Source organism: Streptomyces sp. NPDC107454, assembly GCF_055582885.1.
The window spans coordinates 117,099-139,426 of the sequence record NZ_JBVJPA010000025.1 but is presented as its reverse complement, the minus strand read 5'-3'; the positions used below and the strand labels follow the sequence as shown (position 1 = coordinate 139,426).

Sequence of the window (22,328 nt, the reverse complement as noted above, 5' to 3'; positions counted from 1 at the left end):
GGGGTGAGCAGGCTCGGGGGGGTCGGGCAGCCGTCGTACGACGGGCGGTCGTGTCGAGGTCGCGCGCGGGGCGACGGGGGCGACCGTAGCGGTGGGCGCGACCGAAGCGGTGGGGGCGATCGAAACGCCTTCTGTGGGAAGGCCATGAGGGCACAACACCGCGGGCCTCCCACCTCGGGTCTGCGCGCCGAGGAGCGGCACGTGGTTGTCCCAGCGGACCACCGCGGCCCCCGGACCGCAGTCCTCGTACGCCCGTACGGGTGACACCGGAGCCCGCCCCTGAGACCGGCTCGCGACCGCGCACGCTCCCAGTGCTCGCACCGGACGGACGGTGTGCGGGGTGGGCGACGACGAGCGGGCCGCGCCGGGACTCCCGAGGTCGGCCCCCGGCCCTCGGACCTGCACGAGCGGCGCCGCGTACGCCCCTTCCGGCGCCGTCCGCCCGTCCTGGCGGAGATCAACGCCACCCGGCACCCCGGGGCGGCGCCCCGCCTTCTCCTTGACAGTTCCCCCAGACCGTGGAGTACTGCGGAAAGCGACGCAGGGCGGACAAGTCGGGGGTGAGTCTCCTGCCGGAGTTGCGCTACCCCAGTGTGACCGAAATCGTCTCGTCCGCTCGGACGTTGGCGGCTCACCGTCCCGGGCTGTGCGCCCTCAGACAGATCGGCGTCTCGCGCGCGGGCAGACCCCTCCACCTGCTGTCCGTCGGTCACGCCGAGCGCGCGGTCCTCGTCGTGGCGGGCGCCCACGCGAACGAACCGACCGGCGGCTCGACACTCCAGGCCCTGGCCGAACGTGTACTGCACGAACGGGAGTTGCGGGCCGACACCTCCTGGCACTTCCTCCTCTGCGCGGACCCGGACGGCGCGAGCCTCCATGTGACACCGGCCCCGCGTACGCTGTTCGACTACCACCTCGGGTTCTTCCGTCCAGCCGGCCCCGAGCAGCCCGAGTGGTCGCCCTCCGTCCTGCCTCCCGACCGGCTGCCCCCGGAGACCCGCGCCCTCACCCGGGTCATCGACGAGCTGCGGCCCTACCTCCAGGTGACCCTGCACGGCACCGATCTCGGCGGCAGCTGGGTGCAGCTGACCAAGGACATCCCGGGCCTCGCCGAACCCTTCGCCAAGTCCGCGGCGGAACTGCACATCCCCGTGGAGACGGGCGCCTCCGACGCCGCCGGCTGGCCCGCTTCCGGACCCGGGGTGCACGTGATGCCGGCGCCGGGCTCGGACGCGGCGTACCCGAGCATGCCCGACGACGCCCGGCACAGCACCTGGTACCACACCCACCGGTACGGCGGTCTGACCGCGGTCGTCGAGGTGCCGATGTGGGCCAGCGACCTCGTGGACGACCCGGCGCCGCATCCCGCACCGGACGCGGCGATGCGACGCCTGGCACACCGGCTGCTGCGCGACGCGTTCCAGGTGCAGACGGTGCTCACGGAGGTCCTGCCGAGGCTCCCGGGCCCCGACGGGCCCCTCCTGCGCGCCGCGAAGTGGGCACTGGAGCTGGTGCCGGGCCTGGCCCACGACTGGGTGCGGACGCCGCCTCCCGATCCAACGATGGCGTACGTCGGCAGTGTCGACGCGTTCGGGCGCCGGCTCCCTTTGCGGGCCGCCGCGATGCTGCTGCGAGTCCTCCAGGAGGCCGACGACCGGGCGGCGCCGCGCCTCGAGCGCCTGGTCGCCGCGTGGAGCGACGCCTTCGCCGAACGCTTCCGGGCCCGCTGGGTTCCCCTGGAGCACCAGGTCGAGCACCAGTCCCGCACCGTGGTCGCGGCGGCGCGACATGCGCGGGACGGTGTGGTTTGACGTCTGACAGATGACGGATGACAGATGACAGATGACGGGTCGCGACTCACAGATCGCGCCTGACGGATGACAGATTTCAGATGACGGGCTTCAGATGACGGATATCAGATGACAGATTTCGTCATCTGATATCCGACATCACCTCACCCCGACAACCCAAACACCGCCCCCGTCTCAGCCCCCATCACACACGAGTTCGAGAACGTGTGCGAGTACGTCACCTGCCGCCCCTCCCACTCCCCGCGCGCCGAGGCGGTGACCGGGGCGTAGATCATCGAGCAGATGGTGTCGGGCCTGGGCGGGATCCGGGAGATGTCTCCCCCGGCGGTGGCGAGTTCGGCGCAGGCCTCGGCCGCGCGGGCGTGGCCCTGGGGCGGGTCGCAGAGCAGGAGCGTGCCGCGGGTGCTGCTGGAGTGGGCGTCGCTGGTGGTGAGGGTGAGGTAGAGCCAGTTGCCGGGGAACGCCTGGTGGGACGTCGCCTGGGCCGGGGCCGCGCCCAGGGTGAGCAGGGCGACGGTCGCGAGGAGGGCGCTGCGTACCGCGTGGATGCTTCTCGTCATTCCCGGTGCATCGGCAGCGCGGCCTGCGAACCCCACCCCGCCTCACTCGAATGGGAGCGCGCGGGCGCGTACCGCCCGGCGAGTTCGAACGCGGCGATCACCACGCGCGCCTGGTACTCGACTTGGCGGGCGACCGGGATCCAGCGCGCCCCGCAGCCCTCGCGGTAGTCGGCGCACCATGCGTCGATCAGCCGGTCGAGCTCCGGCAGCGCCCCGCTCGGGTCGCGCCCGGAGCCGGTCACGAGCTGGTGCAGCAGCCCGGCCGTGCGCAGGGCGACCCGGCGTCCGGCGAGGCGCAGGGCGGTCAGGCGGGCCGTGTCGAGCGGCGGCAGGGGGCGCGCCCCGACGTCGTGCACGTCGGGGTCCCAGGAGTCGGCGAGGCCGGGGCCGACGAGTAAATAGTCGTCGACGGGTGCGAGGAGGCAGGCCGCGTCAGGGGAGGTGTCGAGGCCGGGGCGGATCCGGGCGAGGATACCTTCCAGGAGCCGTGTGTCGTGGCGCAGTGTGTGGCTGACGGAGCGCAGCACGGCGTCGGCGTCGGCGGGCCGGGTGGCGTCCTCCACGGCCGCGACGCCCCACATGGGGGCCTCGACGACGGCGGTGACGGTGCCGTAGGGGTGCGGATGGAACCAGGTGGACTCGACGGCGGCCTCGGTGATGGCGGCGGCCAGGTCGCCGGGGTGCGGCGGCGGGATGCGGTAGACGGCGGGGCCGAGTCTCGGCCAGTACAGGGTGTCGTAGGGGCCGAGTTCGCGCGGGATGCCGAGACGGGCCGCGGTGTGGGCGACGCGCTGGGCGAGTCCGGGCAGCTCGCGGGTCAGTTCGACGAAGGCGCCGCCGACGTCGACGCCGTGCAGGGAGCACTGGAAGACCGGCCGCAGTTCGTCCTGGAGGTCGAGGAGGGCGCGGGTCTCGGGGAGGGTGGCGCCGGCAGCGCCCTCGGGCAGCCACTCGGGCTGTTCGAGGAAGCCGGGGCGAAAGAAGTTCCGGAAGTAGTGGCCGAGGGTGTACGGGCCGGACAGCCAGGCCTCGTTGCGGCGGGCGCCGTCGGGGTCGAGGCAGAGCAGCAGGTTCCAGGTGGCGTCGGCGCCCTCGCGGAGCCGGGGGTCGGCGAGCGCCCGTTCGGCCAGGCGCAGGGCCGTGGCACCGCCCACGGGTTCGTTGGCGTGGGGTCCCGCGACGACGAGGACCTGGCGGCGGCCGTGTCCGACGGAGAGCAGCCACATCGGCGTGCCCGCCCGTGACGTGCCCACGCGGCGCAGTCGGGCGTCGCGCGGCCGGCGGGCGACAAGCGCGGCCGCACGGGCGCCCAGCTCGTCCACGGTCGGGTAGCGGAGGAGTGGCGGCAGGGCACACCTCCACAAATGTGGTGCCGTCGATTCACCTGATGTACATGGTGTACGCACAGTCAGTCACGGCTGTGGAGGTACGTCAACACCGTCGAACGTAAGGGAATTTAAGGAAATCGCTGAGTGAATCCGAGGCCAAGGCTCATGCGGGTGCGGGTCGGCCGCTCAGGAGGACGAGAGGCGGAAGGACATGCGTCCGAAGCTGATCTGGTCGCCCTCTTTGACAACGGCGGCGCTGATCACCCGCCGTCCGTTGACGGTCGTCCCGTTGGTCGAGCCGAGGTCGCGCAGCACCCACAGGCCGCCCTGGCGGCTCAGTTCGGCGTGGACACGGGAGACCGTCTCGTGGTTGAGGCGCAGTCCGCTCGCGGGGTCGCGGCCGATCCGCAGGGGGTAGTTGTTGCCGGGGTGGGGCAGCAGCAGTTTGGGGAGTCGCTCGGCCTGCCAGGCCCTGCGCAGCCGTACGGTGAAGCCGGAGAGCGCCTCGACGGTGCCGAACACCAGTTTCGACCAGCGTCCCTCGGTGGGCAGGTCGGCGATGAGTACGGCGAGTTCGTCGGAGCGGCGGGCGGCGAGCGCCAGTTCCATCCGGCGGACGAACGTGTCGTGCGAGAGACGCCCGAGGGCGACGCCGTCACTGAGCGCCTTCAGCGCCCGGTCGCGCTCCGCGTCGGACAGCCGCGCGGGGTACGTGTGGAACTCGAAAGACGACGTCACGGAGGTGATTGTCGGTCAGTAGGAGCGGGGTGTCCAGAAGACCCGGAAAAGGCCGCCGGCGCCGACAGGTGGGCTCCACGCGTCCATCACGTGGCAAACACGCGGCAAAAGGGTGGATTCGAAAGCGAATTGATCTCGTGTGAAGCACCATGGACGTGCTACGTCACGACATGTTGCGTCACTCACGTCGCGCTCTGTCACGAAGAGCGGACAACGGTGAACAAGCAACGGGCAGCGGACAACAGAGAGCGGACAAGGGGGAACCGTCTGTGCGGTTCGAGGTGTGGGCACCGGAGGCCGACCGGATGACGCTCCACTGCGCGGGCGCCACGCGCGCGCTGGAGCGCGATCCGGAGCGCGCCGGATGGTGGACGGGCGACGCGGACGCGCAGGACGGCACGCGGTACGGGTTCGCGGTGGACGACGGCCCCGTGCTGCCCGATCCTCGTTCGCGGCGGCAGCCGGACGGCCCGGACGGACTGAGCGCGGTGGTCGACCAGGCCCGGTACGCGTGGCGCACGGAGTGGGCGGGGCGCCCGCTGCCTGGCGCGGTCCTCTACGAGCTGCACGTGGGGACGTACACCCCCGAAGGAACGCTCGACGCGGCCTCCGGGCGGCTTGAGCACCTCGCGGAACTGGGTGTCACCCACGTCGAGTTGATGCCGCTGTGTCCGTTCCCCGGGCGGCACGGCTGGGGGTACGAGGGGGTCTCCCTGTGGGCCGTGCACGAGCCGTACGGGGGCCCGGAGGCGCTGAAGCGCTTTGTCGACCGGGCGCACGAACTCGGCCTGGGTGTGGTCCTCGACGTCGTGCACAACCACCTCGGCCCGTCCGGCAACCACCTCCCCGCGTTCGGGCCGTACTTCACGGACACCCATCAGACGCCCTGGGGCTCCGCGGTGAACCTGGACGCACCGGGTTCGGACGAGGTGCGCGCGTATCTCGTCGACAGTGCCCTGGCCTGGCTGCGGGACTTCCGGCTGGACGGGCTGCGCCTGGACGCGGTACACGCGTTGCGGGACACGCGCGCGGTGCACTTCCTGGAGGAGTTGTCGACGGCCGTGGACGCCCTCGCCGACGACCTGGGCCGGCCGCTGTTCCTGATCGCGGAGTCGGATCTGAACGACCCGCGGCTCGTCACCGCGCGCGCGGAGGGCGGTCTTGGACTGCAAGCGCAGTGGAACGACGACTTCCACCACGCGCTGCACACCGCGCTGACCGGTGAGGGGCAGGCCTACTACGCGGACTTCGCACGGTCCCCGTTCGCGGCGCTCGCGAAGACGCTGACGTCCGGCTTCTTCCACGACGGCACGTACTCGAGCTTCCGCGGCCGCCGCCACGGCCGGCCCCTGGAGCGTACGCGCGTCTCGGCGCACCGGCTGCTCGGCTACTCCCAGACCCACGACCAGATCGGCAACCGTGCCCAGGGGGACCGGCTGTCGGCGTCCCTCTCCCCCGGCCTGCTGGCCTGCGCGGCCGCGCTGACGCTCACCGGGCCCTTCACCCCGATGCTGTTCATGGGCGAGGAGTGGGCGGCGGGCACTCCTTGGCAGTTCTTCACCGACCACACCGATCCCGAGCTCGCTCAGGCCGTACGGCGGGGCAGGCGGCGGGAGTTCGCGGCCCATGGCTGGGCGGAGGAGGACGTCCCCGACCCGCAGGACCCGGCGACCCGTGACCGCTCCTGCCTGGACTGGTCGGAACCCGAAAAGGCACTCCACGCGCGTGTGCTGGCCTGGTACCGCGACCTGATCGCCCTGCGTCGGCGTCAGCCCGACCTCGCGGACCCCGATCTGGCCGCCGTCAAGGTCGCCTACGACGACCAGGCCCGCTGGCTGGCCCTGCGACGCGGGGACGTACGGGTGGCGGTGAACCTCGGCAAGGAGGCCGCCGCGATCCCGCTGGGGCTGCGCCACGCGCGCGTGCTGGCCGCCTGGGAACCGGTCGAGACGCCTGACGCGAACGGGGTGTTGAGCGTGCCCGGCGAGTCGTGTGTGGTGCTGACGCAGGCGTGAGCGCCCGGCGGCTTCGCGCGGCCGGGCTCAGCTGTCGCCCGGCAGTTCCGTGACCCGTTCGAGGAGGATCGGCTCCCAGGCGCGACCCAGTTGGGTCCGCAGCAGCGGGAGCGGGCCTTCGCCGCGGCCCCGCAGGTGCTCGGCGAGGCGGATCACCGTGTCGCAGCGGGACAGCCACAGGCCGCGCAGACAGGGGCGGGCCCCGTAGTCGGCGAGGGTGGCGGCGCGTACGGCGGCGGGGGCGCCGACGGCGATCGCGAGCCCGGCGATGTCCTCGGCGGGGTCCCCGAGGACCGCGCCGGCCCAGCCGAGGACGCCGCGCACCCGCCCGTCGGCGCTCACCACCAGGTGGTCGCCCCTGAGGTCGTGGTGGACGAGGACGGCGGCCGCGGTCTGCGCGGCCAGCTGGCCGGCGGCGGGCTGGGTGAGCTGGGCGAGGCGTCCGGGGTCGAACTCGTCGGCGGCTGCGAGCCCCTCCGCGGCCCGCTCCGCGGCCGTCCGCAGCTCCTCCAGGGAGCGGGGCGCGGCCCGTGGCACCCCGAGCGCCTCGGCCTGCCGTACGGGCACCTCGCGCAGCCCCGTGAGCAGTCCCGCGAGGTCCGCCTCCCCGACCGCGGAGACGTCCTGTGCCTCGCCCGAGCGGCCGGGAAGCCGGGTGTCCAGGGTGTAGGGCAGGCCGCCCGCCCAGTCGCCGTGCGCGACGCTGGTCGGCACCGCGACCCCGACGAGCGGACGGACGAGGTCGCGCAGCCGCAGCTCGCGGCGCCGGCGCACGGCGGTCTCGCGGTCCGGGGCGAGCCGCAGCACATGGCGGGTGCCGACCCACCAGGTGGAGTGCTCACCGCCCTCGGTGACGGGCCGGACGTCGGGTCCCGCGCCCGCCGTCTCGCTGTCGGCGAGCAGCGAACGGACCAGTCGGCGGACGGTGTCCGCGGTCGGTGTCGGTGCCTGGGTCATGGTCGCGCCGTTGCCGTCGGGGGCCTTGGACTGCCGGGAGGCCCTGGGGGGTACTCCTGGTGGCCGGTCAGTCGACGATCGCCATCTCGCGGGACGTGGTGTTGAGGCGCCATCCGCCCTCCTCGGTCACCGTCACGATGTCCTCGATGCGTACCCCGAAGCGGCCGGGCAGATAGATGCCGGGCTCCACGGAGAAGCACATCCCGGGCACGAGGGGCAGTTCCTCGCCCTCGATCATGTACGGCGGTTCGTGGGTGGTGACGCCGATGCCGTGCCCGGTGCGGTGGATGAAGTACTCGCCGTATCCCGCCTCGGTGATGACGGCGCGGGCCGCCCGGTCGACGTCCTGGCACGCGGCCCCCGGCCGGACCGCCGCGACGCCCGCCTCCTGGGCCGCGCGCACGACGTCGTGCACCCGGCGCTCCTCGAGGTCCGGCTCGCCGACGTGGACCGTGCGGGAGGTGTCGGAGCCGTAGCCGTGCTTGAGACCGCCGAAGTCGAGGACGACCATGTCGCCGCGCTCGATGACGCGCTCGCCCGCCTCGTGGTGCGGGTTGGCGCCGTTCGGGCCCGAGGCGACGATGGTGAAGTCGACCTGGGAGTGCCCGAAATGCCGCAGCAGCTCGGCGAGGTCGGCGGCGACGTCGGCCTCCCTGCGGCCCGCGAAGGGCACCTTCCGGATCTCCTCGTACGCGGCGTCCGCGGCCGCCCCGGCCTCCGCCAGTCGCGCCACCTCCGCCGCGTCCTTGACCGCCCGCAGCATTGGCAGGGCTTCGGTGAGCGCCACGTACCGCGTGTCCGGCAGCCGCTGCTGGAGGCCGAGGAGATGCAGGGCCCAGGAGTTGTCGCTGACACCGAAGCGGCCGTCGCTCCCGACCAGGGACGCGGCCGCCGCGTACGGGTCCTTGCCGTCGGTCCAGTCGCGCAGGGTCAGCATGGGAGCCGCCGCTGCCGCGTCCGGGGCCTCCAGGGTCGGCACGACCAGCACGGGGTCCTGCCCGGCCCTGAGCACCAGCAGAGTGAGGCGTTCGGTCTCCACGGGCCGGTAGCCGGTCAGCCACATCAGATCGGGCCCGGGGGCGATCAGGACGCCGTCGAGTCCCGCGTCCGCGGCGGCCTCGGCCGCGCGCCGCATACGGGACTCGTAGTCACCGGCGGTGAAGGGCGCGGGGTCACCGGCGGTGAAGCGCGCGGGCGTGCCGGTCATCCATGCCTCCGTCTGTCCGGAGTTTCCCCAGGGGCTACGGGCAGCATCCTGCCCGTTCGCCGATGCGGACGCGAGCCGGTTGCGGCCATGGCGTCGGTCCGGGAGCTCAACTAATGGTTGATCGCTTCCATTCCATTAGCTCCCATGCTCGGATTCGGCGTCAGGTCACGATGCCCGGGACCGTGGACAATTGCTGGTGGTTGCCGTTGGCGTGGCGCACGTCGAGCGTCACTGTCGTCCCGGGGTCCGCGGTCGAGACCGACCGCGCGAGGTCGCCGGCCGAGCCGAGCCGTGTCCCGCCGAAGGCGGTCAGGGTGTCACCGCGGACCAGGCCCGCGGTGTAGCCGGCGCCGGGGATGTGCACACCGACGACGAGCGCGCCCCCGCCGTGGGGGGCGTCGACCGCCTCGATGCCGAGCGTGGCCTTCCCGGGCGCGGGCTCCGGTGCCGTCGAAGCGACCGGACTCCCGCCGCCGGGCGCCGACTTGGTGCCACCGGCCTGCGGCGCGCCGGAGGCCTGTCCGGGCCGGGACGGCCGGCCGGACGGCCCCTGCGCCGCCTCCGCCCGCTTCTGGAAGTCCGCCAGCCTGCTCATACCGATCACCGTGGCGCCCACGGTTCCGAGTCCGACGCCCGACAGGACCAGCACGGCCGCGACGAGGAGACCGAAGAGCAGGGACATCAGCCGCCTGCCACGCCGTCGCGCGGCGTGCGGGCGCTTGGTGGTGCCGGTCGGACTCCCGTCACCGCCCGGATCCTGACCGGGCATCGGTTTGGGACGCAGTGCGGCCTGTTCCATGGATCGCCTCCGGCAGATGCTCTACGGACCGCCCCCGGCTGTTGCTCTACCCTGCGCTCCGGCGCACGACGATTCACGAACGAGTGAGACTGTCAAACGCGTTCGAGAAGTGTGTCCACCACGGCCGCGGCGGCTCCGCGCGGCGACCCGCTGTGCACCAGTTCCGTCCGGTGCACCAGGCGCGGCGCCACGAGCGGGACGGCCACCGCCCCGGGGACGCCGGTGGCCGCAGCCCGAGGCAGCAGGGTGAGGCCGTGCCCGGCGGCGGCCAGGACGGCGAGGGTGCGCACGTCGGTGCCCTCGTAACGCAGGGCCGGGCGGAAGCCCCCGCTGCCGTTCGCCCGGCGGAGGTGGGCCAGGGGCAGTCCCGCGTCGGGGGCGTCCAGCCAGCGGGCGTCGACGAGATCGGCGAGGCGCAGCCCATCGCGCCGGGCGAGCGGATGGGTCTCGGGCAGCAGCACGCAGACGGGTTCCTCGCCGACGCCGTACGTTGTCAGCGGGGCCACGTCGGGATGGTGCAAGGGGTCGTTGGGCGCCGTCAGTCCGTCCACCAGGCCGAGTTCCGCCGCGCCCTGCGCGACGGCGGCGGGGATCTCCTCGCGGGCCAGCACCCGCAGGGTCACCCCGGCGGCGGGCAGCGCCGCGAGCGTGCGCGAACCGAGCGCCGTCGGTGTCGTCGCGAGCGTCAGTCCGTGCTCGGGCGCGCCCACCATCCGTACGACGTCCGCGCGGGCCGCGTCCAGGCGCAGCAGCAGCGGCCCGGCGTGTTCGAGGAGCCGTTCACCCGCCGCCGTCGGTGCCACGGGGCGCCGGGTCAGCAGGGGCGCGCCGAGGTCCTGCTCCAGCGCGGCGATGTGCTGGGACACCGCGGACTGGGTGTAGCCGAGTTCCCGGGCGGCCTCCGAGAAGGAGGCGACGCGGGCCACGGTGACGTAAGTGCGCAGGAGATGCGGATCCATGCGCTCCAGGATCCCGTACGGAACCTGTACCGCACCAGCATTCCCATCAGCGTTGCTTATCGAAGGTACAGTAATCATCGTTGGACGTGAACGAGCGGGCCCGCCGAGGATGAGGGCATGACGAACATCGCGGCGCAGCCCGCTCGCCTCGCCCTCGTGGGCGACCGCTCCCCGAACGTCCTCGCCCACACCCGCGTCCCCCTTCTCCTGGACGCCCTGGCCACCCGCGACCGCCTCGTCCTCGACGCCTACTGGGTGCCGTCCGAGGACGCCGAGGACCCGGCCGCGGTGCGCGGCTTCGACGCGGTGTGGGTGCTGCCCGGCAGCCCGTACCGCAGCGAGGCGGGGACCCTCACCGCGATCCGCACCGCGCGCGAGGGGGGCATCCCGTTCCTGGGCACGTGCGGCGGATTCCAGCACGCGCTCCTGGAGTTCGCGCGCGACGTCTGCGGGCTCACCCGTGTCGCGCACGCCGAGCAGGACCCCGACGCCGAGGACCTTCTCATCGAACCGCTCACCTGTTCCCTGCTGGGCCACCAGGCCACCGTCACCATCGAACCGGGTTCGCTCGCCCAGTCGGTGATGGGCGCCGAGCGGACGGTCGAGCGCTACTTCTGCGCGTACGGCCCCACCCGCCATCTCGACACCCTGCGCGCCCACGGCCTGCGCTTCAGCGGCCACGACGAGGACGGAAACGTACGGATCGTCGAACTCCCGGGCCACCCCTTCTTCCTGGGCACCCTCTTCCAGCCGGAGCAGTACGGGGACGGCTCACGCCCGCACCCGATCGTGCGGGCGCTGGCACGAGCCGCCGTGGCACACGCGGCCGTCGGAAGGCTCCGGGAACCCGGCGCGGTCGGCGGGGCCGACGAGGTCGACGTGGTCGGCGGACGGCGTCAGCCGGTGTGACGGAGCCGTTGTCAGTGCCGGCTGTTACGTTCGGCGGTATGAGCGATCACGCCCTGCGGCTGCTCCGGGAGCAGCCCCACCTGGCCGAACTGGCCGCGTTCCCCTTCAACTTCGACCTGGCCCGTGCCGACCACGTCGAGGACGTCCGGCTCGCCTCGGGGGGTCCGCTGGAGGCGGTGGCGGGGGACGACACGGGCGGCACGTATTTCGTGTGCGGGGACGGCTCCGTGCTGTACGCGGACTCGGAGGGCTCCGCCGGAATCATCGGCAACAGCGTCGACGAGGCGTTGGAGGTGCTGGTCGGGCTGCCCGGCTGGCACGACCACCTGGGGCTCGCGCCGGCCGACGGCGAGGAGAAGATCCGCGCGGCGGTCGCCGAGACGGAGGAGGAGATCCGGGAGTACCACGGGATCGACGACGAGCGGAGCGAGCTGCGGGCCGGTCTCGGCCTGCCCGAGCGCTCGCCCGTCGAGCTCGTCGGCCTGCTGCATGCGGCCCTGCTGCGCACCGAGCCCGACTTCCTCCTCCTGAACGCGGAGGAGGGCGGCGCGCACGGCCTCCTCGACCGCCACCCTCGCCCTCCGCTGTGGGATGCGGTCCTCGCGCGGGGCCGCACCGACCTCGCGCTGCTGCGCGAGGGCTCGGCGTGGGACGAGGTGGCCGGGGACCGTGCGCGCCGGGCGCTCGCGCTGCGCGCCGCCCAGTTCGACCGGCGTGAGGGCGATCTGCCGCTGCTGCGACATCTGCTGAGGCACGAGGCCGAGGCGTCGATGACCGACGAACTGCGGCTCGCCGCCGTCCTGGTGGGCCTGCGCGGACATGCGGAGGATCTGCCGCTGCTGTACGAGGTCCGTGAGACGGACTTCGACACCTGGTGCGGACTCGGTGGGATGCCCGAGCCGGGTGCTGATCCGGCCGAGCTGCGGAGGTGGGCGCGCGACCTGGACGAATCTCTCTTCGGCACCGACGCCGCCGACGAGCCGCTGTTCACCTGGACCGGCCTCGCCCACGAACAGGGTCTGATGGAGCTCGCCCGTGCCGCGCTGATCCGCCGGCTGGACGACATCGACTTCCGGGCGTACTGCGACGCGCGGGAGAGCAAGGCCATGGAGCGCCGCGACGCCTCTCAACTGAGCTCGCTCGTCCACGAGTTCGAGCAATTGGGTGACACCTTTCAGGCGCTGCGCGCCCAGCGTCTGTACGTGCCCCTGCAGACCAGGGCCTGGGACCGCGTCTCGGCCCTTCTCAGGCTCGCCCGGCTGGAGCGGGAGGAGGGCCGGTTCGGCGCGGCGATACGCACGTTGGCGTCGCTGCGGGACACCCTCCCCGAGCCGGACGGCGGCGTCGGCGACAGCGACGGCTCGCTGGAGCACTGGTGGCGCACCAACCTGGGCGCGTACATCGTCGAGGAGCACGACGCGCTCGCCCGGACCGCGGCCACCGACCCGGCGCTCGCCGACGAGGTCCGGGCCGTCACCGTGGCCGCCGGGGAGCTCCTGGCGAGACTCTCCCGGACGGCCAGGGCGAACACGGACACCGGTGCGAACCCCGATGCCGGCGTCAGTGCGGAGCAGACACCGCCTCAGCCTTCGGCAGGCTGAACTCCGCGGCGGCTCCCACTCCCTTCGGCAGGGCGAACGACGGGGTGGCACCTGCTGCGGTCCGGGGAGTGAGGTCCGGCGGGACTTCCGTCTCCGCCCTGTCGTGCGGACCGAGCACCGGCCCCGGTACCGGCACGGTCCCGGCCGCCGCCCCGGGGAACGGGACCGCGGGGGCCCGGTCCGGCAGGAAGCCGTGGGCCCGGCGGGCCAGGTCCTCGGCGCCGTAACGGTGGCAGTCCTGGTGCCACTTCAGGATTCCGGACAGCCAGTTCTCGAGTTGCACCACATAGCCGTCCATGATGCCGCGCACCTCCGGCGAGAGCTTGAAGTCCTCGTACAGCACGGGCAGTTCATGGGCGGCGACGTGCTGGAACTGCTGCATGCGCTGGGTCATCAGGTCGTGGACGATGCCGAGGCCGGTCGGGTAGTCGCAGCCGAAGAAGTTCTGCACGACGAGGATCGCGTTGTGGACCTCGCCCTCGTACTCGATCTCCTTCTGGTACGAGAAGACGTCGTTGATCAGCATCGCGTAGTCGATGGCGGCGTTCTCCAACGACCGGACGGGACCGCTCCGGTACACCTCGGGCGGGACCTTGGGGCCGTGGCCCAGGCGGCACAGGTTCAGGGTGAGGTCGGAGCCGAAGGTGGCGCGGCGCATCTCCAGGTAGTCGACCGGGTCCGGGATGCGGTGCTGGAGCTGGTTCGACAGCTCCCACACCCAGCTCTCCGTCATCTTGTCCACGTCACCGCGCAGCTTGCGCCGCTCGTCCGGCGTCATCGTCGCCGCCGTGCGCTCCCACAGGTCGAGGAGGCCGTGCTCCATGGCGTTGACCGGGACCGGGGTCGGCTCGCCGTCGATGGGCATGCAGGCCGAGAGGCGTTCGGTGGTCGCCCTGGCCGCCGCCAGGTCGCGGCGGTGTCCGAAGACCAGCGGGTAGTAGTCGTCGCCGTACGTCCCCCAGGCCAGCCACTGCGAGCCGAGGTCGAGGGCCTCCTCGGTCGCGTCCGGGTGGATGCCCGCGGCGCACAGCGGAAGGTCGTAAGCGTCCAGCTTGTCCTCGTCCCAGACGCCCTCCTGGAGCATGCCCTTCTCGTACATCCAGCCGGTGAGGCGGTCGCGGGCGCCGTCCAGGTGGGGGCTGAGGGTGAGCTCGAAGGGCATGTAGAAGTCGGGGAGCAGGGACGGGCCGACCTTCTGGTACGGGACATGGGTGTACCTGCGCAGCCGCTGCGCCCCGGCCGCGGAGAGCAGGGCGCCGATGTCGACGGCCGAGGTGCCGAACCCGGCTCTGCCGAGCGGCCGACTGCCCTCCACCGCCCCCTTGTTCATATAGCGGCTGGAGCGCAGGTGCCACTCGTGGCCGCCCGACTGCCAGTCCTGGAGCCCCTGGGTGTACGCGGCGACGGCGGCGACCTGGTCCGGGGTGAGCCCCTTCTCCGCGGCGAGTGCGGGCACTTCGGTGAGGGCCGTGTGCTCGAACTGGTGCAGGCGTGAGGTGAGGATGTCGTTGACGGTCTCGGCGGCCTCCTGGGTGGTGCAGCCGAAGAAGGTCTCCAGGACGAGGATGCCGTTGCTGAGCTCGCCTTCTTCCTCGACCTCGCGCTGGTAGGAGAACAGGTCGTTGCGCAGATGGACCCCGTCGGAGAACGTCTCCATCAGCACCCGCAGCGGGCGCGTCCCCGCGACGGAGGCCGGCACCTCGGCCGTCGCGTACTCCACGAGCCCCGCCGACCAGGGGGCGCCGCCCACCTTGCGGCGCATCTCGATGTACTCGACGGGGTTGGCGATCCGTCCCTCGTTGATGTTGGAGAGCTCCCACATCGACTCGTTGAGCAGGTGCTCCGTGGACACCGCGAACCGCTTGCGCCAGTCCACCGACATCGCGGGCACCGTGCGCGCCCAGAGGTCGGCGAGCCCCGCCTCGACCGGATTCTCCGGCTCCGGTACGGGGGTCGAGAGGTCCAGCGGCATGAAGAGGGGCAGCCGGTCGAGGTAGGCCTTGCCTCCGTCGCGGTCCTGGGTGCGTTTGAAGGTCTCCAGGAAGTGGTCGTCGAAGAAGAAGACCCACACGTACCAGTCGGTGATGAGCGAGAGTGCCGGGCCGTCGCAGTCGGGGTGGGTGTACGCACAGAGCAGCCCGTAGTCGTGCGCGTCGAGGTCGGACTGTTCCCAGATGCCGGAGCCCTCCAACATGCCCATCCCACGGGCCCATTCGACCGTGTGGGCGCGCGCCTCGTCGAGGTGCGGGTTCAGCCGAGCGGTATACGGCATGTAGAAGTGCGGGAGTTCGAACGGCTGCGTCATGGCCGGGCCCTACCCAGGGCCCTCCGGGGGCATCCGCCGGGCGGGACATGATCACACCATCGCGTGAATTTACCCCTTTTCGAGGCAAGTGAAGTGCACGGCGGCGCCGACAAGGTGATCGCGGTGCACGGCTGGTGGCCGCTCGACCCTCAGGCCCGCACCCGGCCCTCAGGCCCGCACCTGGCTCTCAGGCCCGCACCTGGATCAGGGCGTGTGTGCCGCTCGTGCGCCAGCGTCCGCCCTCGGCCGCGTCGAGGGCGGCCTCCGTGCGGGCGTCCAGGCCCACGATCACATCGGACTTGAGGGTGCGCAGGGCGGCGACCGGGCCCGGGAAGTACGCGGTGGGCTCCGCGAAGGGGGTGGTGGCGGGGTAGCGCCGGTCGCCGACCAGGCGGCGGTAGTTCAGGTCGCCCTTCACGACGGTCACATCGGCCTCGGCGAACTCACGGCGCAGGTCGTCGGGCATGTCGGCGTACGGCAGCGGGGCACAGGAGAAGGGGTGGGCCCGGACGGTGAGGCCTCCGTCGGTCAGGGCCGCCCACAGCCGGTGGCCGGACTCGGCCGCCGCGCCCTTCGCGCCGGTGAGGTGGCGCAGGGCGTCGACCACGTCGGCGGTCGTGGCGTCCGAGACGTAGTACGGGTACGGCTTCACGTGCAGGAGCGCCCGCCCGACGCGGCGGTGGTGGAGCAGGTGGTCGATCAGGAGCAGATCGGGGATGAGTTCCCGGCCGGAGTTGTCCGCGACCAGGCAGAGGGTGCCGCCCGCGAACAGGGACCGCAGCGACTCACCGTCGTCGGCGACCAGTTGGGCGTCGACGACCGAGCCCCCGTCCGCGGCGGCGAGACGGAAGCCGAGGTCCGCCCGGTTGCCCCACAGCGAGCCGTGCAGCAGAGCCTCCTCCCGCTCCTCGGCCGGGCGCTCGGCCAGCGGGTCGAGGGCGGCGAGCTCCTCGTCGGCCGCCGGGGTGTCGAGTTCCGCGAGCTTGAAGGGGCGGAAGGGGTCGATGCCCTTCCAGGGGCCGGGGGTGAAATAGCCGACGGCTTCGAGGAGTTGGCGGTAGAAGTAGCTCTCGGACCAGAGGAAGGGGACGTCGAACCAGGAGCGGCCTGTGTACTCCTCGGCGCCCCACCGCTCCCACTGCTCGCGGTCCGCCGCCCGCTCGCCGAGCGGTTCGATGACGCCCTCGGTGGCGTTCTTCAGCAGGGCGTCGAGCGCGCGGTGCTGCTCGGGGCCGTAGGGGAAGGCGTCCCGGACCTTCCGGATGAGCGCCGGATGCCGCTCGGCCAGCACGCTCCAGGGGAACGAGCCCGGCTCGTCGCTGAGGATCACGGGCGCGTCGGCGGGTTCAGACATGTGGCTCACGGTACCGGCCGAGCCGAAAGGGGCGGCCCACGCCGCGCGTGAGCCGCCCCTCCCCCCGTGGGCCGCGCTCAGAGGGTCAGTTTCCAGCTGTTGAGCTTGCCGGTGTCCGAGGCGGCCACGTCCTGGACGCGGAGCTTCCACGTGCCGTTCGCGGTCTCGGTGGACGCGTCGACCGTGTAGGTGGTGTTGACGTTGTCCGCGGAGTCCGAGGTGCTGGAGGACTTCAGGCGGTACGTCGAGCCGTCCGGGGCGACCAGGTCGATGACCAGGTCACCGCGGTAGGTGTGGGTGATGTCGACGCCGACCTGGAGGGCGGAGGGCGCGTTGCCGCTGCGGCCGCCGACGGCGATCGAGGACTCGACGGCCGACCCGTTGTCCGGGATCGAGAGGGCGGTGGTGTTGGAGAAGGTCATGCCCGTGGTCGCACCGCTCACGGCCTGCACGGTCTTCGTCGCGTCCGCGAGGCCCGCGCCGCAGCCGCCGGAGCAGGTGCCGGGCAGGGCACGGGCGTTGTTCTTGATGGCCGTCTCGATCTGGGCCGGCGTGAGCGAGGGGTTGGCCGACTTCATCAGCGCGACCAGGCCCACGATGTGCGGGGTGGCCATGCTCGTGCCCTGGTAGTACGCGTACGACTCCGAGGAGGGGGTCTTCGTACCGGAGTTCAGCGTGGAGTAGATGCCGTTGGCGGTGGCGGTGCTCATGTCGCCGCCGGGGGCCGAGATGTCGACGATCGAGCCGTAGTTGGAGTAGGAGGCCCGGGAGCCGCTGCGGCCGGTCGCGGCGACGGTGATGACGTTGTCGCAGCTCGCCGGGGAGTAGCCGGCGGCGTTGTCGTTGTCGTTGCCCGCCGCGACGACGACCGTGGTGCCGCGGTTCACGGCGGCGGTGATGGCGCTCTGGGTGGCCGAGGTGCAGGCGCCGCTGCCGCCGAGACTCATGTTGACGACCTTGGCGACGTTGGCGTTGGCCGGGACGCCGGAGACGGTGCCGCCCGAGGCCCAGGTGATGGCGTCGATGATGTCGGAGTCGTAGCCGCCGCACTTGCCGAGGACGCGCAGCGGGGAGATCTTCGCGCCGTAGGCGATGCCCGCGATGCCCTTGTTGTTGTTGGTGACCGCGACGATGGTGCCCGCCACGTGCGTGCCGTGCCAGGAGGAGTCGCTCGCCGGGATGCCGGAACCGCACTCGTTCGCCGCGTAGTGGTCGCCCGGGTCGGCCGGGTTGCTGTCGCGTCCGTCGCCGTCCACGGAGACCGCCGTGTCGGAGATGAAGTCGTATCCGGCGACGATGTTCGCGGCGACGTCGGAGTGCGCCACGTAACCGGTGTCGATGACGGCGACCGTCACCCCGCTGCCGGTGGAGGTGGACCAGGCACCGGGGACGTTCATGCCCGCCTTGGCCTCGTACAGGTCCCACTGCTTGGTGTACTCGGTGTCGTTCGGGTCGGCCTGGGGCGTGTTCAGGCGGTCCGGTACGGCGTACGCGACCTGCGGGTCGGCGCGGTACCGCGCGATGACGTCGGCGACGTCCTTCGTACCGAGCCTGTCGCCGAGGCCGACGAGGGCCGCGCCGGTGCCGAGGCGGCGGGCGAAGTCGAGGTTCTCGCCCGCCTCCTTGCCCTTGGTCTCGGCGTCGGCGGAGGCGGCGGAGTTGGAGGTGGCCTCGGCGGCGCCGGACTTGTAGCCGACGATGAGGCGCTCGGCGGGAGCGGCGACGGCCTGTGCGGCGGCCTGCGCCGCCGGGATGGCCGCCGCCCTGCTGGTGGCGGTCACGGTGGACGGCTGGGCGGCGGCGACCGTGGTGGTCATTCCGGCCAGCAGGGCCGCGGAGACCGCGGCGACGGATATCAGCTTCCGTCGGACTTCTCGTGAGGGGGCGGGACGCAAGGGCTTGCCTTTCGTGGCCGGCTCCGGGCGGTGAAGGGCGCGGCGGAGCAGCGGTCGAATCGCTTCGTCGTCGAAGCGGCGGGGGGTGCAGTCCAGAAGCGGCGCGGGGGCCGGCCGTACGTCGCGAGCGACCTGTCAGGGGTTGCCTGTGGGTCGGCTGTGCCCGAACGATAGGCAAAGCCCAGGTAATACGGATACAGGGGAAACCCTCGATCCGGCCGGTAACCACCCCTCAAGGGCTCTCAGTTGGCCGGGAGTGCCCGGTTTCACCTGGCTCGCGCATCTGAACGCACGGCCCTGTGCCCCCGTACTTCACGGTGCGGCCACGCCTGCGCGCGATGCCGTACGGCCGCACCCGCCCGTCCCCACCCCGCGAGGAGACCCACCGGATGACCGCACACCGCACCGCCACCGCGGCCGCTGTCGCCGTGGCGGCCCCGCTGCTTCTTCTGACGTGGGCCGTCGGTCCGGCCCAGGCGCACGGCGCGCCGACGGATCCGGTCAGCCGGGTGGTGGCCTGTTCGCCGGAAGGCGGCAGCAACACCGCTACGGCGGCCTGCAAGGCAGCGATCGCGGCGAACGGCGCGCCCTTCACCGCCTGGGACAACCTCCGGGTCGCCGGTGTGGGCGGCAGGGACCGTCAGGTGATCCCGGACGGGCAGCTGTGCAGCGGGGGGCTGCCCGCCTACAAGGGGCTGAACCTGGCCCGCGCCGACTGGCCCTCCACGCGGATGACGCCGGGTGCGACCTTCACGCTCTCCTACAGTTCGACGATTCCGCACACGGGAACCTTCAAGCTGTATCTGTCCAAGCCCGGGTACGACCCGGCCAAGCCCCTCAAGTGGTCCGATCTGCCGACGAAACCGTTCGCCACCGCGACCGATCCGGCGCTGGTGAACGGCGCCTACCGGATCAAGGCCACGCTGCCCTCCGACCGGACCGGCCGGCAGATGCTGTACACGATCTGGCAGAACACGAGCACGAGCGACACGTACTACTCGTGCTCGGACGTGGTCTTCCCGGCCGCGAGCGGCGGCGGGGCCGCCGCGCCGACGACCTCGTCTCCCGCGCGCACGACACCGACGGCGAGCCGGACGGCTCAGCGCAGCCAGGAGCCGACCGCGACCACGGCCGGACCCACCGACCGGTCACCGTCGCCCGCCCCGGAGACCACCGCGGCGACGACGGAGGTGACCGCGCCCGACCATCTCGCGCCGGCCGCGGACAGCTCGTCCGGCGGCAGCAACACGCTCCCCCTCGTCGCCGGGGCGGGGGGAGCGGTCGCGTTCCTGCTCACCGCGGGTGTCGCCATCACGCTGCGACGCCGTCGGTGACCGGTCGTCCGGGTCGGTTCGGTTCCGGCTCGGGTCAGTTGACGGTGACCGCCGGGCTGCCCGACTGGGTGGTGTCGGAGACGGGCGCGTACTTCGCGGTGAAGTAGCCGCTGCTGAAGCAGAGCGAGGAGCCCGAGGACTTCGCGAACGCCTGGTTGGTGAAGGTGATGCTGTTGTCGGTGTTGCTCGCCGTGCCGGTCAGGCTGGGCGCCTGGTAGACGCAGTTGATGCTGCCCAGCAGGGTGCGCAGCACGACGGTGGTCTGGATGGTGGAGCCGGCGGCCGGGGTCACGGTGACCGTGCCGCCGGAGGCGACCGTGGTGGTGTACGGGAGGTTGTTGACCGTGACGCTGGTGACGCCGAGCACGCCGATGACATTGCTGGTGCAACTGCCGAAGGTGTGGGCGCTGAGGGACTCGGTGGCCGTGCCCGGGGCCGTCGGGTTGTCGGTGACGGAGGCGGTGAAGGTCGACGCGGCACAGGAGACACCGCTCGTGCCGGTCGCGCTGGAGTAGAGCGTGGCGGCGGTGCCGCTCGCCAGTGAGGCGGTGAGGACGTCACCGGTGGCGACGGCGGCTCCGCCGGCGGTGAGCACGGGGGTGTCGTCCGCGGAGGCGGGGGCGATCGCGGAGACCGAGAGCGCGGCGGCGGTACCGAGGAGGGCGAGCAGGGATCGAGTGCGCATGGGGGTGCCTCTTTCTCAGACGGGGGTGCGGGTGGGTACGAGGCCGCCGCGGACGTGCCGTCACGGCGGACCGCTGCCGGTCCGTGACGCCTTCTCCTTACGTCACGGACCGGCAGCGGAAGCCGGGCGACCGGACACGGCTCAGGGGGGAAAGTGCCGTGCCGGTGCCGCGGGGGAGGCGGTTTCGGTGTTGGAGCGCACCGCACGTTCAGACATGCCACGGCCGCCCCGCGAGGAGCGGGGGGTCCAGGAGGTGGCGTACGTGCCGCGCATCGGATCCGGCGCCACGGATCCGAGGGAAACCATGCAGAGTTCTAGACCTGATGAATGGTCAACGTCAAGGCGTAGTAAGGAAGTTGAAGGTCAACGCGGCCTCAGGAACGAGGCGGCGGCCGACCTGGCCACCAGCGCGTCGCGGGACCGGGACCGAGGTCAGCACGGCCGGGCCTCCACAGGTGGTACACAATCAACATCCCTTTGCCACAAGTCTCTTGACCCACGAATGTAACCCCCGGTAACTTCCACGTCGGCTACTGCTGCGTAACGAGAAAGCCCTTGCGAACGCCGGGAGTTACGAGGAGGCGTGCGCGGCAGCCGCTGTCCGCGCCAGGACAACGTGCCCGTTGAAGCCCCACCTGCATGACTATGTCCAGGGAGCAGAACATGGCCTCGTCCTCGGACGCCACGGCGTCCACCGATTCGACCCCCGAGAACGAAAGCGGTTCCGGCAGACGCGGGCGGGTCCGCCTGCGCCGCGCCGCGGTGATGGCGGTGCCTGCCACCGCGGTCGCCGCGGGACTGATGATCCTCACCGCCCAGGGCGCTCTGGGGGTGCAGTTCGCCATCTCCGGCATGCCGTTCACCGTCACGGCCACCGAACTCAACGGCACCGGCTTCGAGCAGTTCGGCAACCTCGACAACATGGCCGACGGCAGCCCGAACGCCGGCGACACCGGCGGCCAGGTCCTCGTCATCACCTCCGCGATCAAGAACGCGACGCTCACCAAGCTGTGCCAGAGCGTCGACCTGGGCGGTACGAACCTGGTCATCACCGCGGGCGGTGGCACGGACAAGGTCCAGGCGACCAATCTGACGACCGACTCGACCGAGCTGTCGGGCGACGCGGCCTTCAACAACATCGAGATCGGCAACGACGCGAGCACGCTCGACAAGGCCGGGGTCCAGGGGAACAAGGGCGTCTTCAGCCAGCAGGCCGACACCGTCCACATCGGGAACCTGCGGCAGACCAACTACTCCACCACGGCGGCCGTGTTCAAGCTCCCCGGTCTCAAGCTCCGCTTCAGCGACTCGGGCTGCTGATGCCGGCCGTCCAGGATCTGCGATCCGGCTTCCGGCAGTGGCGCGCGGACCGCCCCTTCTGGGGCGGGCTGCTGCTCACCCTGGGCGGGGCGGAGATCCTCCTCACCGAGAAGGCGTCCCTGAAGGTCGTCATGCACATCGGAATGCAGGGCATGGCGGGCTATCTGCTGCCGACGGTCATGATCCTGTGCGGTCTGCTGATCCTCTTCAACCCGACGCAGCGCCTCTTCTACTCCCTGCTCGGCATCCTCCTGTCACTCGGCACCTGGCTCACCTCCAACCTCGGCGGCTTCTTCATCGGCCTCCTCCTCGGAGCGACCGGCAGTTGCCTGGCCTTCGGCTGGCTTCCCCAGCAGGAGCCGCGCAAGCGACGTCTGCTGCGCAGGCGCCGCCGGCAGCAGATGGCGACCGAGGCGTAGGGAAAGCGAAACGGAAGGGGTCCGCCCCGGCCGAGCTCAGGGCAATGGGCCGCCGGGGCGGGAGCCGTGACGGTACGGCTCCAGGAGGCGGACTGTCCTCCAACTTGCTTGTACGCGCAGGGAATTTGCCCT

General features: G+C 72.0%; 18 protein-coding genes. 7 read left to right on the top strand and 11 right to left on the bottom strand.

The features are described 5' to 3' along the window. Positions 1-560: 560 nt before the first annotated feature. On the top strand, positions 561-1,811 hold the full coding sequence (locus ACZ69M_RS45020) for a M14 family zinc carboxypeptidase (protein ID WP_470059401.1): 1,251 nt from the start codon (positions 561-563) through the stop codon (positions 1,809-1,811). A gap of 143 nt (positions 1,812-1,954) precedes the next feature. Here the strand turns inward: ACZ69M_RS45020 and ACZ69M_RS45015 are convergent, their stop codons facing one another. The 3 genes from ACZ69M_RS45015 to ACZ69M_RS45005 all read right to left on the bottom strand — a co-directional run bounded on the left by ACZ69M_RS45015 (position 1,955) and on the right by ACZ69M_RS45005 (position 4,437). Further along, complete coding sequence (locus ACZ69M_RS45015) at positions 1,955-2,371, bottom strand: SSI family serine proteinase inhibitor (RefSeq protein WP_470059399.1); 417 nt, start codon at positions 2,369-2,371, stop codon at positions 1,955-1,957. Further along, positions 2,368-3,735 carry a M14 family zinc carboxypeptidase gene (locus ACZ69M_RS45010; protein ID WP_470059398.1) on the bottom strand — a complete coding sequence of 456 codons (1,368 nt, stop codon included), beginning with the start codon at positions 3,733-3,735 and terminating at the stop codon, positions 2,368-2,370. Before ACZ69M_RS45010 ends, ACZ69M_RS45015 begins: the two co-directional genes overlap by 4 nt. A gap of 150 nt (positions 3,736-3,885) precedes the next feature. Beyond that, complete coding sequence (locus ACZ69M_RS45005) at positions 3,886-4,437, bottom strand: DUF1707 and FHA domain-containing protein (protein ID WP_352048121.1); 552 nt, start codon at positions 4,435-4,437, stop codon at positions 3,886-3,888. A gap of 269 nt (positions 4,438-4,706) precedes the next feature. Here ACZ69M_RS45005 and treZ point away from each other — a divergent pair, with 269 nt between their 5' ends. Then, on the top strand, positions 4,707-6,452 hold the full coding sequence (treZ, locus tag ACZ69M_RS45000) for a malto-oligosyltrehalose trehalohydrolase (RefSeq protein WP_470059396.1): 1,746 nt from the start codon (positions 4,707-4,709) through the stop codon (positions 6,450-6,452). Positions 6,453-6,479: 27 nt separating this feature from the next. On the opposite strand, the gene ACZ69M_RS44995 is transcribed toward treZ, so the two are convergent. The 4 genes from ACZ69M_RS44995 to ACZ69M_RS44980 form a co-directional block, all read right to left on the bottom strand. Next, positions 6,480-7,409, bottom strand: coding sequence for an aminoglycoside phosphotransferase family protein (locus tag ACZ69M_RS44995; protein WP_352048119.1), 930 nt, complete (start codon positions 7,407-7,409; stop codon positions 6,480-6,482). Between the two features lie 67 nt (positions 7,410-7,476). Further along, entirely contained in the window at positions 7,477-8,616 is a 1,140-nt protein-coding gene (locus tag ACZ69M_RS44990) for an aminopeptidase P family protein (RefSeq protein WP_470059394.1), read from the bottom strand. Between the two features lie 160 nt (positions 8,617-8,776). Then, positions 8,777-9,415, bottom strand: coding sequence for a PDZ domain-containing protein (locus ACZ69M_RS44985; protein WP_470059392.1), 639 nt, complete (start codon positions 9,413-9,415; stop codon positions 8,777-8,779). 92 nt (positions 9,416-9,507) lie between these two features. After that, positions 9,508-10,374 (bottom strand): LysR family transcriptional regulator, encoded by an 867-nt coding sequence (locus tag ACZ69M_RS44980; RefSeq protein ID WP_470059390.1) that lies wholly within the window; start codon positions 10,372-10,374, stop codon positions 9,508-9,510. A gap of 117 nt (positions 10,375-10,491) precedes the next feature. Here ACZ69M_RS44980 and ACZ69M_RS44975 point away from each other — a divergent pair, with 117 nt between their 5' ends. Both ACZ69M_RS44975 and ACZ69M_RS44970 read left to right on the top strand, forming a co-directional pair. Continuing rightward, positions 10,492-11,283: a CTP synthase C-terminal region-related (seleno)protein gene (locus ACZ69M_RS44975; RefSeq protein WP_470059388.1), complete on the top strand. Its 792-nt coding sequence runs from the start codon at positions 10,492-10,494 to the stop codon at positions 11,281-11,283. Positions 11,284-11,321: 38 nt separating this feature from the next. Further along, positions 11,322-12,884: a hypothetical protein gene (locus ACZ69M_RS44970; RefSeq protein WP_470059386.1), complete on the top strand. Its 1,563-nt coding sequence runs from the start codon at positions 11,322-11,324 to the stop codon at positions 12,882-12,884. Here the strand turns inward: ACZ69M_RS44970 and cyc2 are convergent. From cyc2 to ACZ69M_RS44955, 3 genes are all read right to left on the bottom strand, one after another. Then, positions 12,844-15,189 carry a germacradienol/geosmin synthase Cyc2 gene (gene cyc2, locus ACZ69M_RS44965; RefSeq protein ID WP_470059384.1) on the bottom strand — a complete coding sequence of 782 codons (2,346 nt, stop codon included), beginning with the start codon at positions 15,187-15,189 and terminating at the stop codon, positions 12,844-12,846. The genes ACZ69M_RS44970 and cyc2 overlap by 41 nt on opposite strands. Positions 15,190-15,376: 187 nt before the next feature. Continuing rightward, positions 15,377-16,543, bottom strand: coding sequence for a damage-control phosphatase ARMT1 family protein (locus ACZ69M_RS44960; RefSeq protein WP_470059382.1), 1,167 nt, complete (start codon positions 16,541-16,543; stop codon positions 15,377-15,379). Between the two features lie 77 nt (positions 16,544-16,620). Then, positions 16,621-18,438 carry a S8 family peptidase gene (locus ACZ69M_RS44955; protein ID WP_470059380.1) on the bottom strand — a complete coding sequence of 606 codons (1,818 nt, stop codon included), beginning with the start codon at positions 18,436-18,438 and terminating at the stop codon, positions 16,621-16,623. 389 nt (positions 18,439-18,827) lie between these two features. Between ACZ69M_RS44955 and ACZ69M_RS44950 the strand changes: the two genes are divergently transcribed. After that, positions 18,828-19,772, top strand: a complete 945-nt coding sequence (locus ACZ69M_RS44950; RefSeq protein WP_470059378.1) for a lytic polysaccharide monooxygenase auxiliary activity family 9 protein — start codon at positions 18,828-18,830, stop codon at positions 19,770-19,772. Between the two features lie 34 nt (positions 19,773-19,806). Here the strand turns inward: ACZ69M_RS44950 and ACZ69M_RS44945 are convergent, their stop codons facing one another. Continuing rightward, a complete protein-coding gene (locus ACZ69M_RS44945; protein ID WP_351426005.1) occupies positions 19,807-20,457 on the bottom strand; it encodes a Tat pathway signal sequence domain protein in 651 nt (216 codons plus the stop codon). A gap of 663 nt (positions 20,458-21,120) precedes the next feature. Between ACZ69M_RS44945 and ACZ69M_RS44940 the strand changes: the two genes are divergently transcribed. Both ACZ69M_RS44940 and ACZ69M_RS44935 read left to right on the top strand, forming a co-directional pair. Further along, on the top strand, positions 21,121-21,777 hold the full coding sequence (locus ACZ69M_RS44940; RefSeq protein WP_143657170.1) for a DUF6230 family protein: 657 nt from the start codon (positions 21,121-21,123) through the stop codon (positions 21,775-21,777). Beyond that, positions 21,777-22,196, top strand: coding sequence for a DUF6114 domain-containing protein (locus ACZ69M_RS44935; RefSeq protein WP_470059376.1), 420 nt, complete (start codon positions 21,777-21,779; stop codon positions 22,194-22,196). The genes ACZ69M_RS44940 and ACZ69M_RS44935 overlap by 1 nt, the downstream gene beginning before the upstream one ends. Positions 22,197-22,328 lie beyond the last annotated feature (132 nt).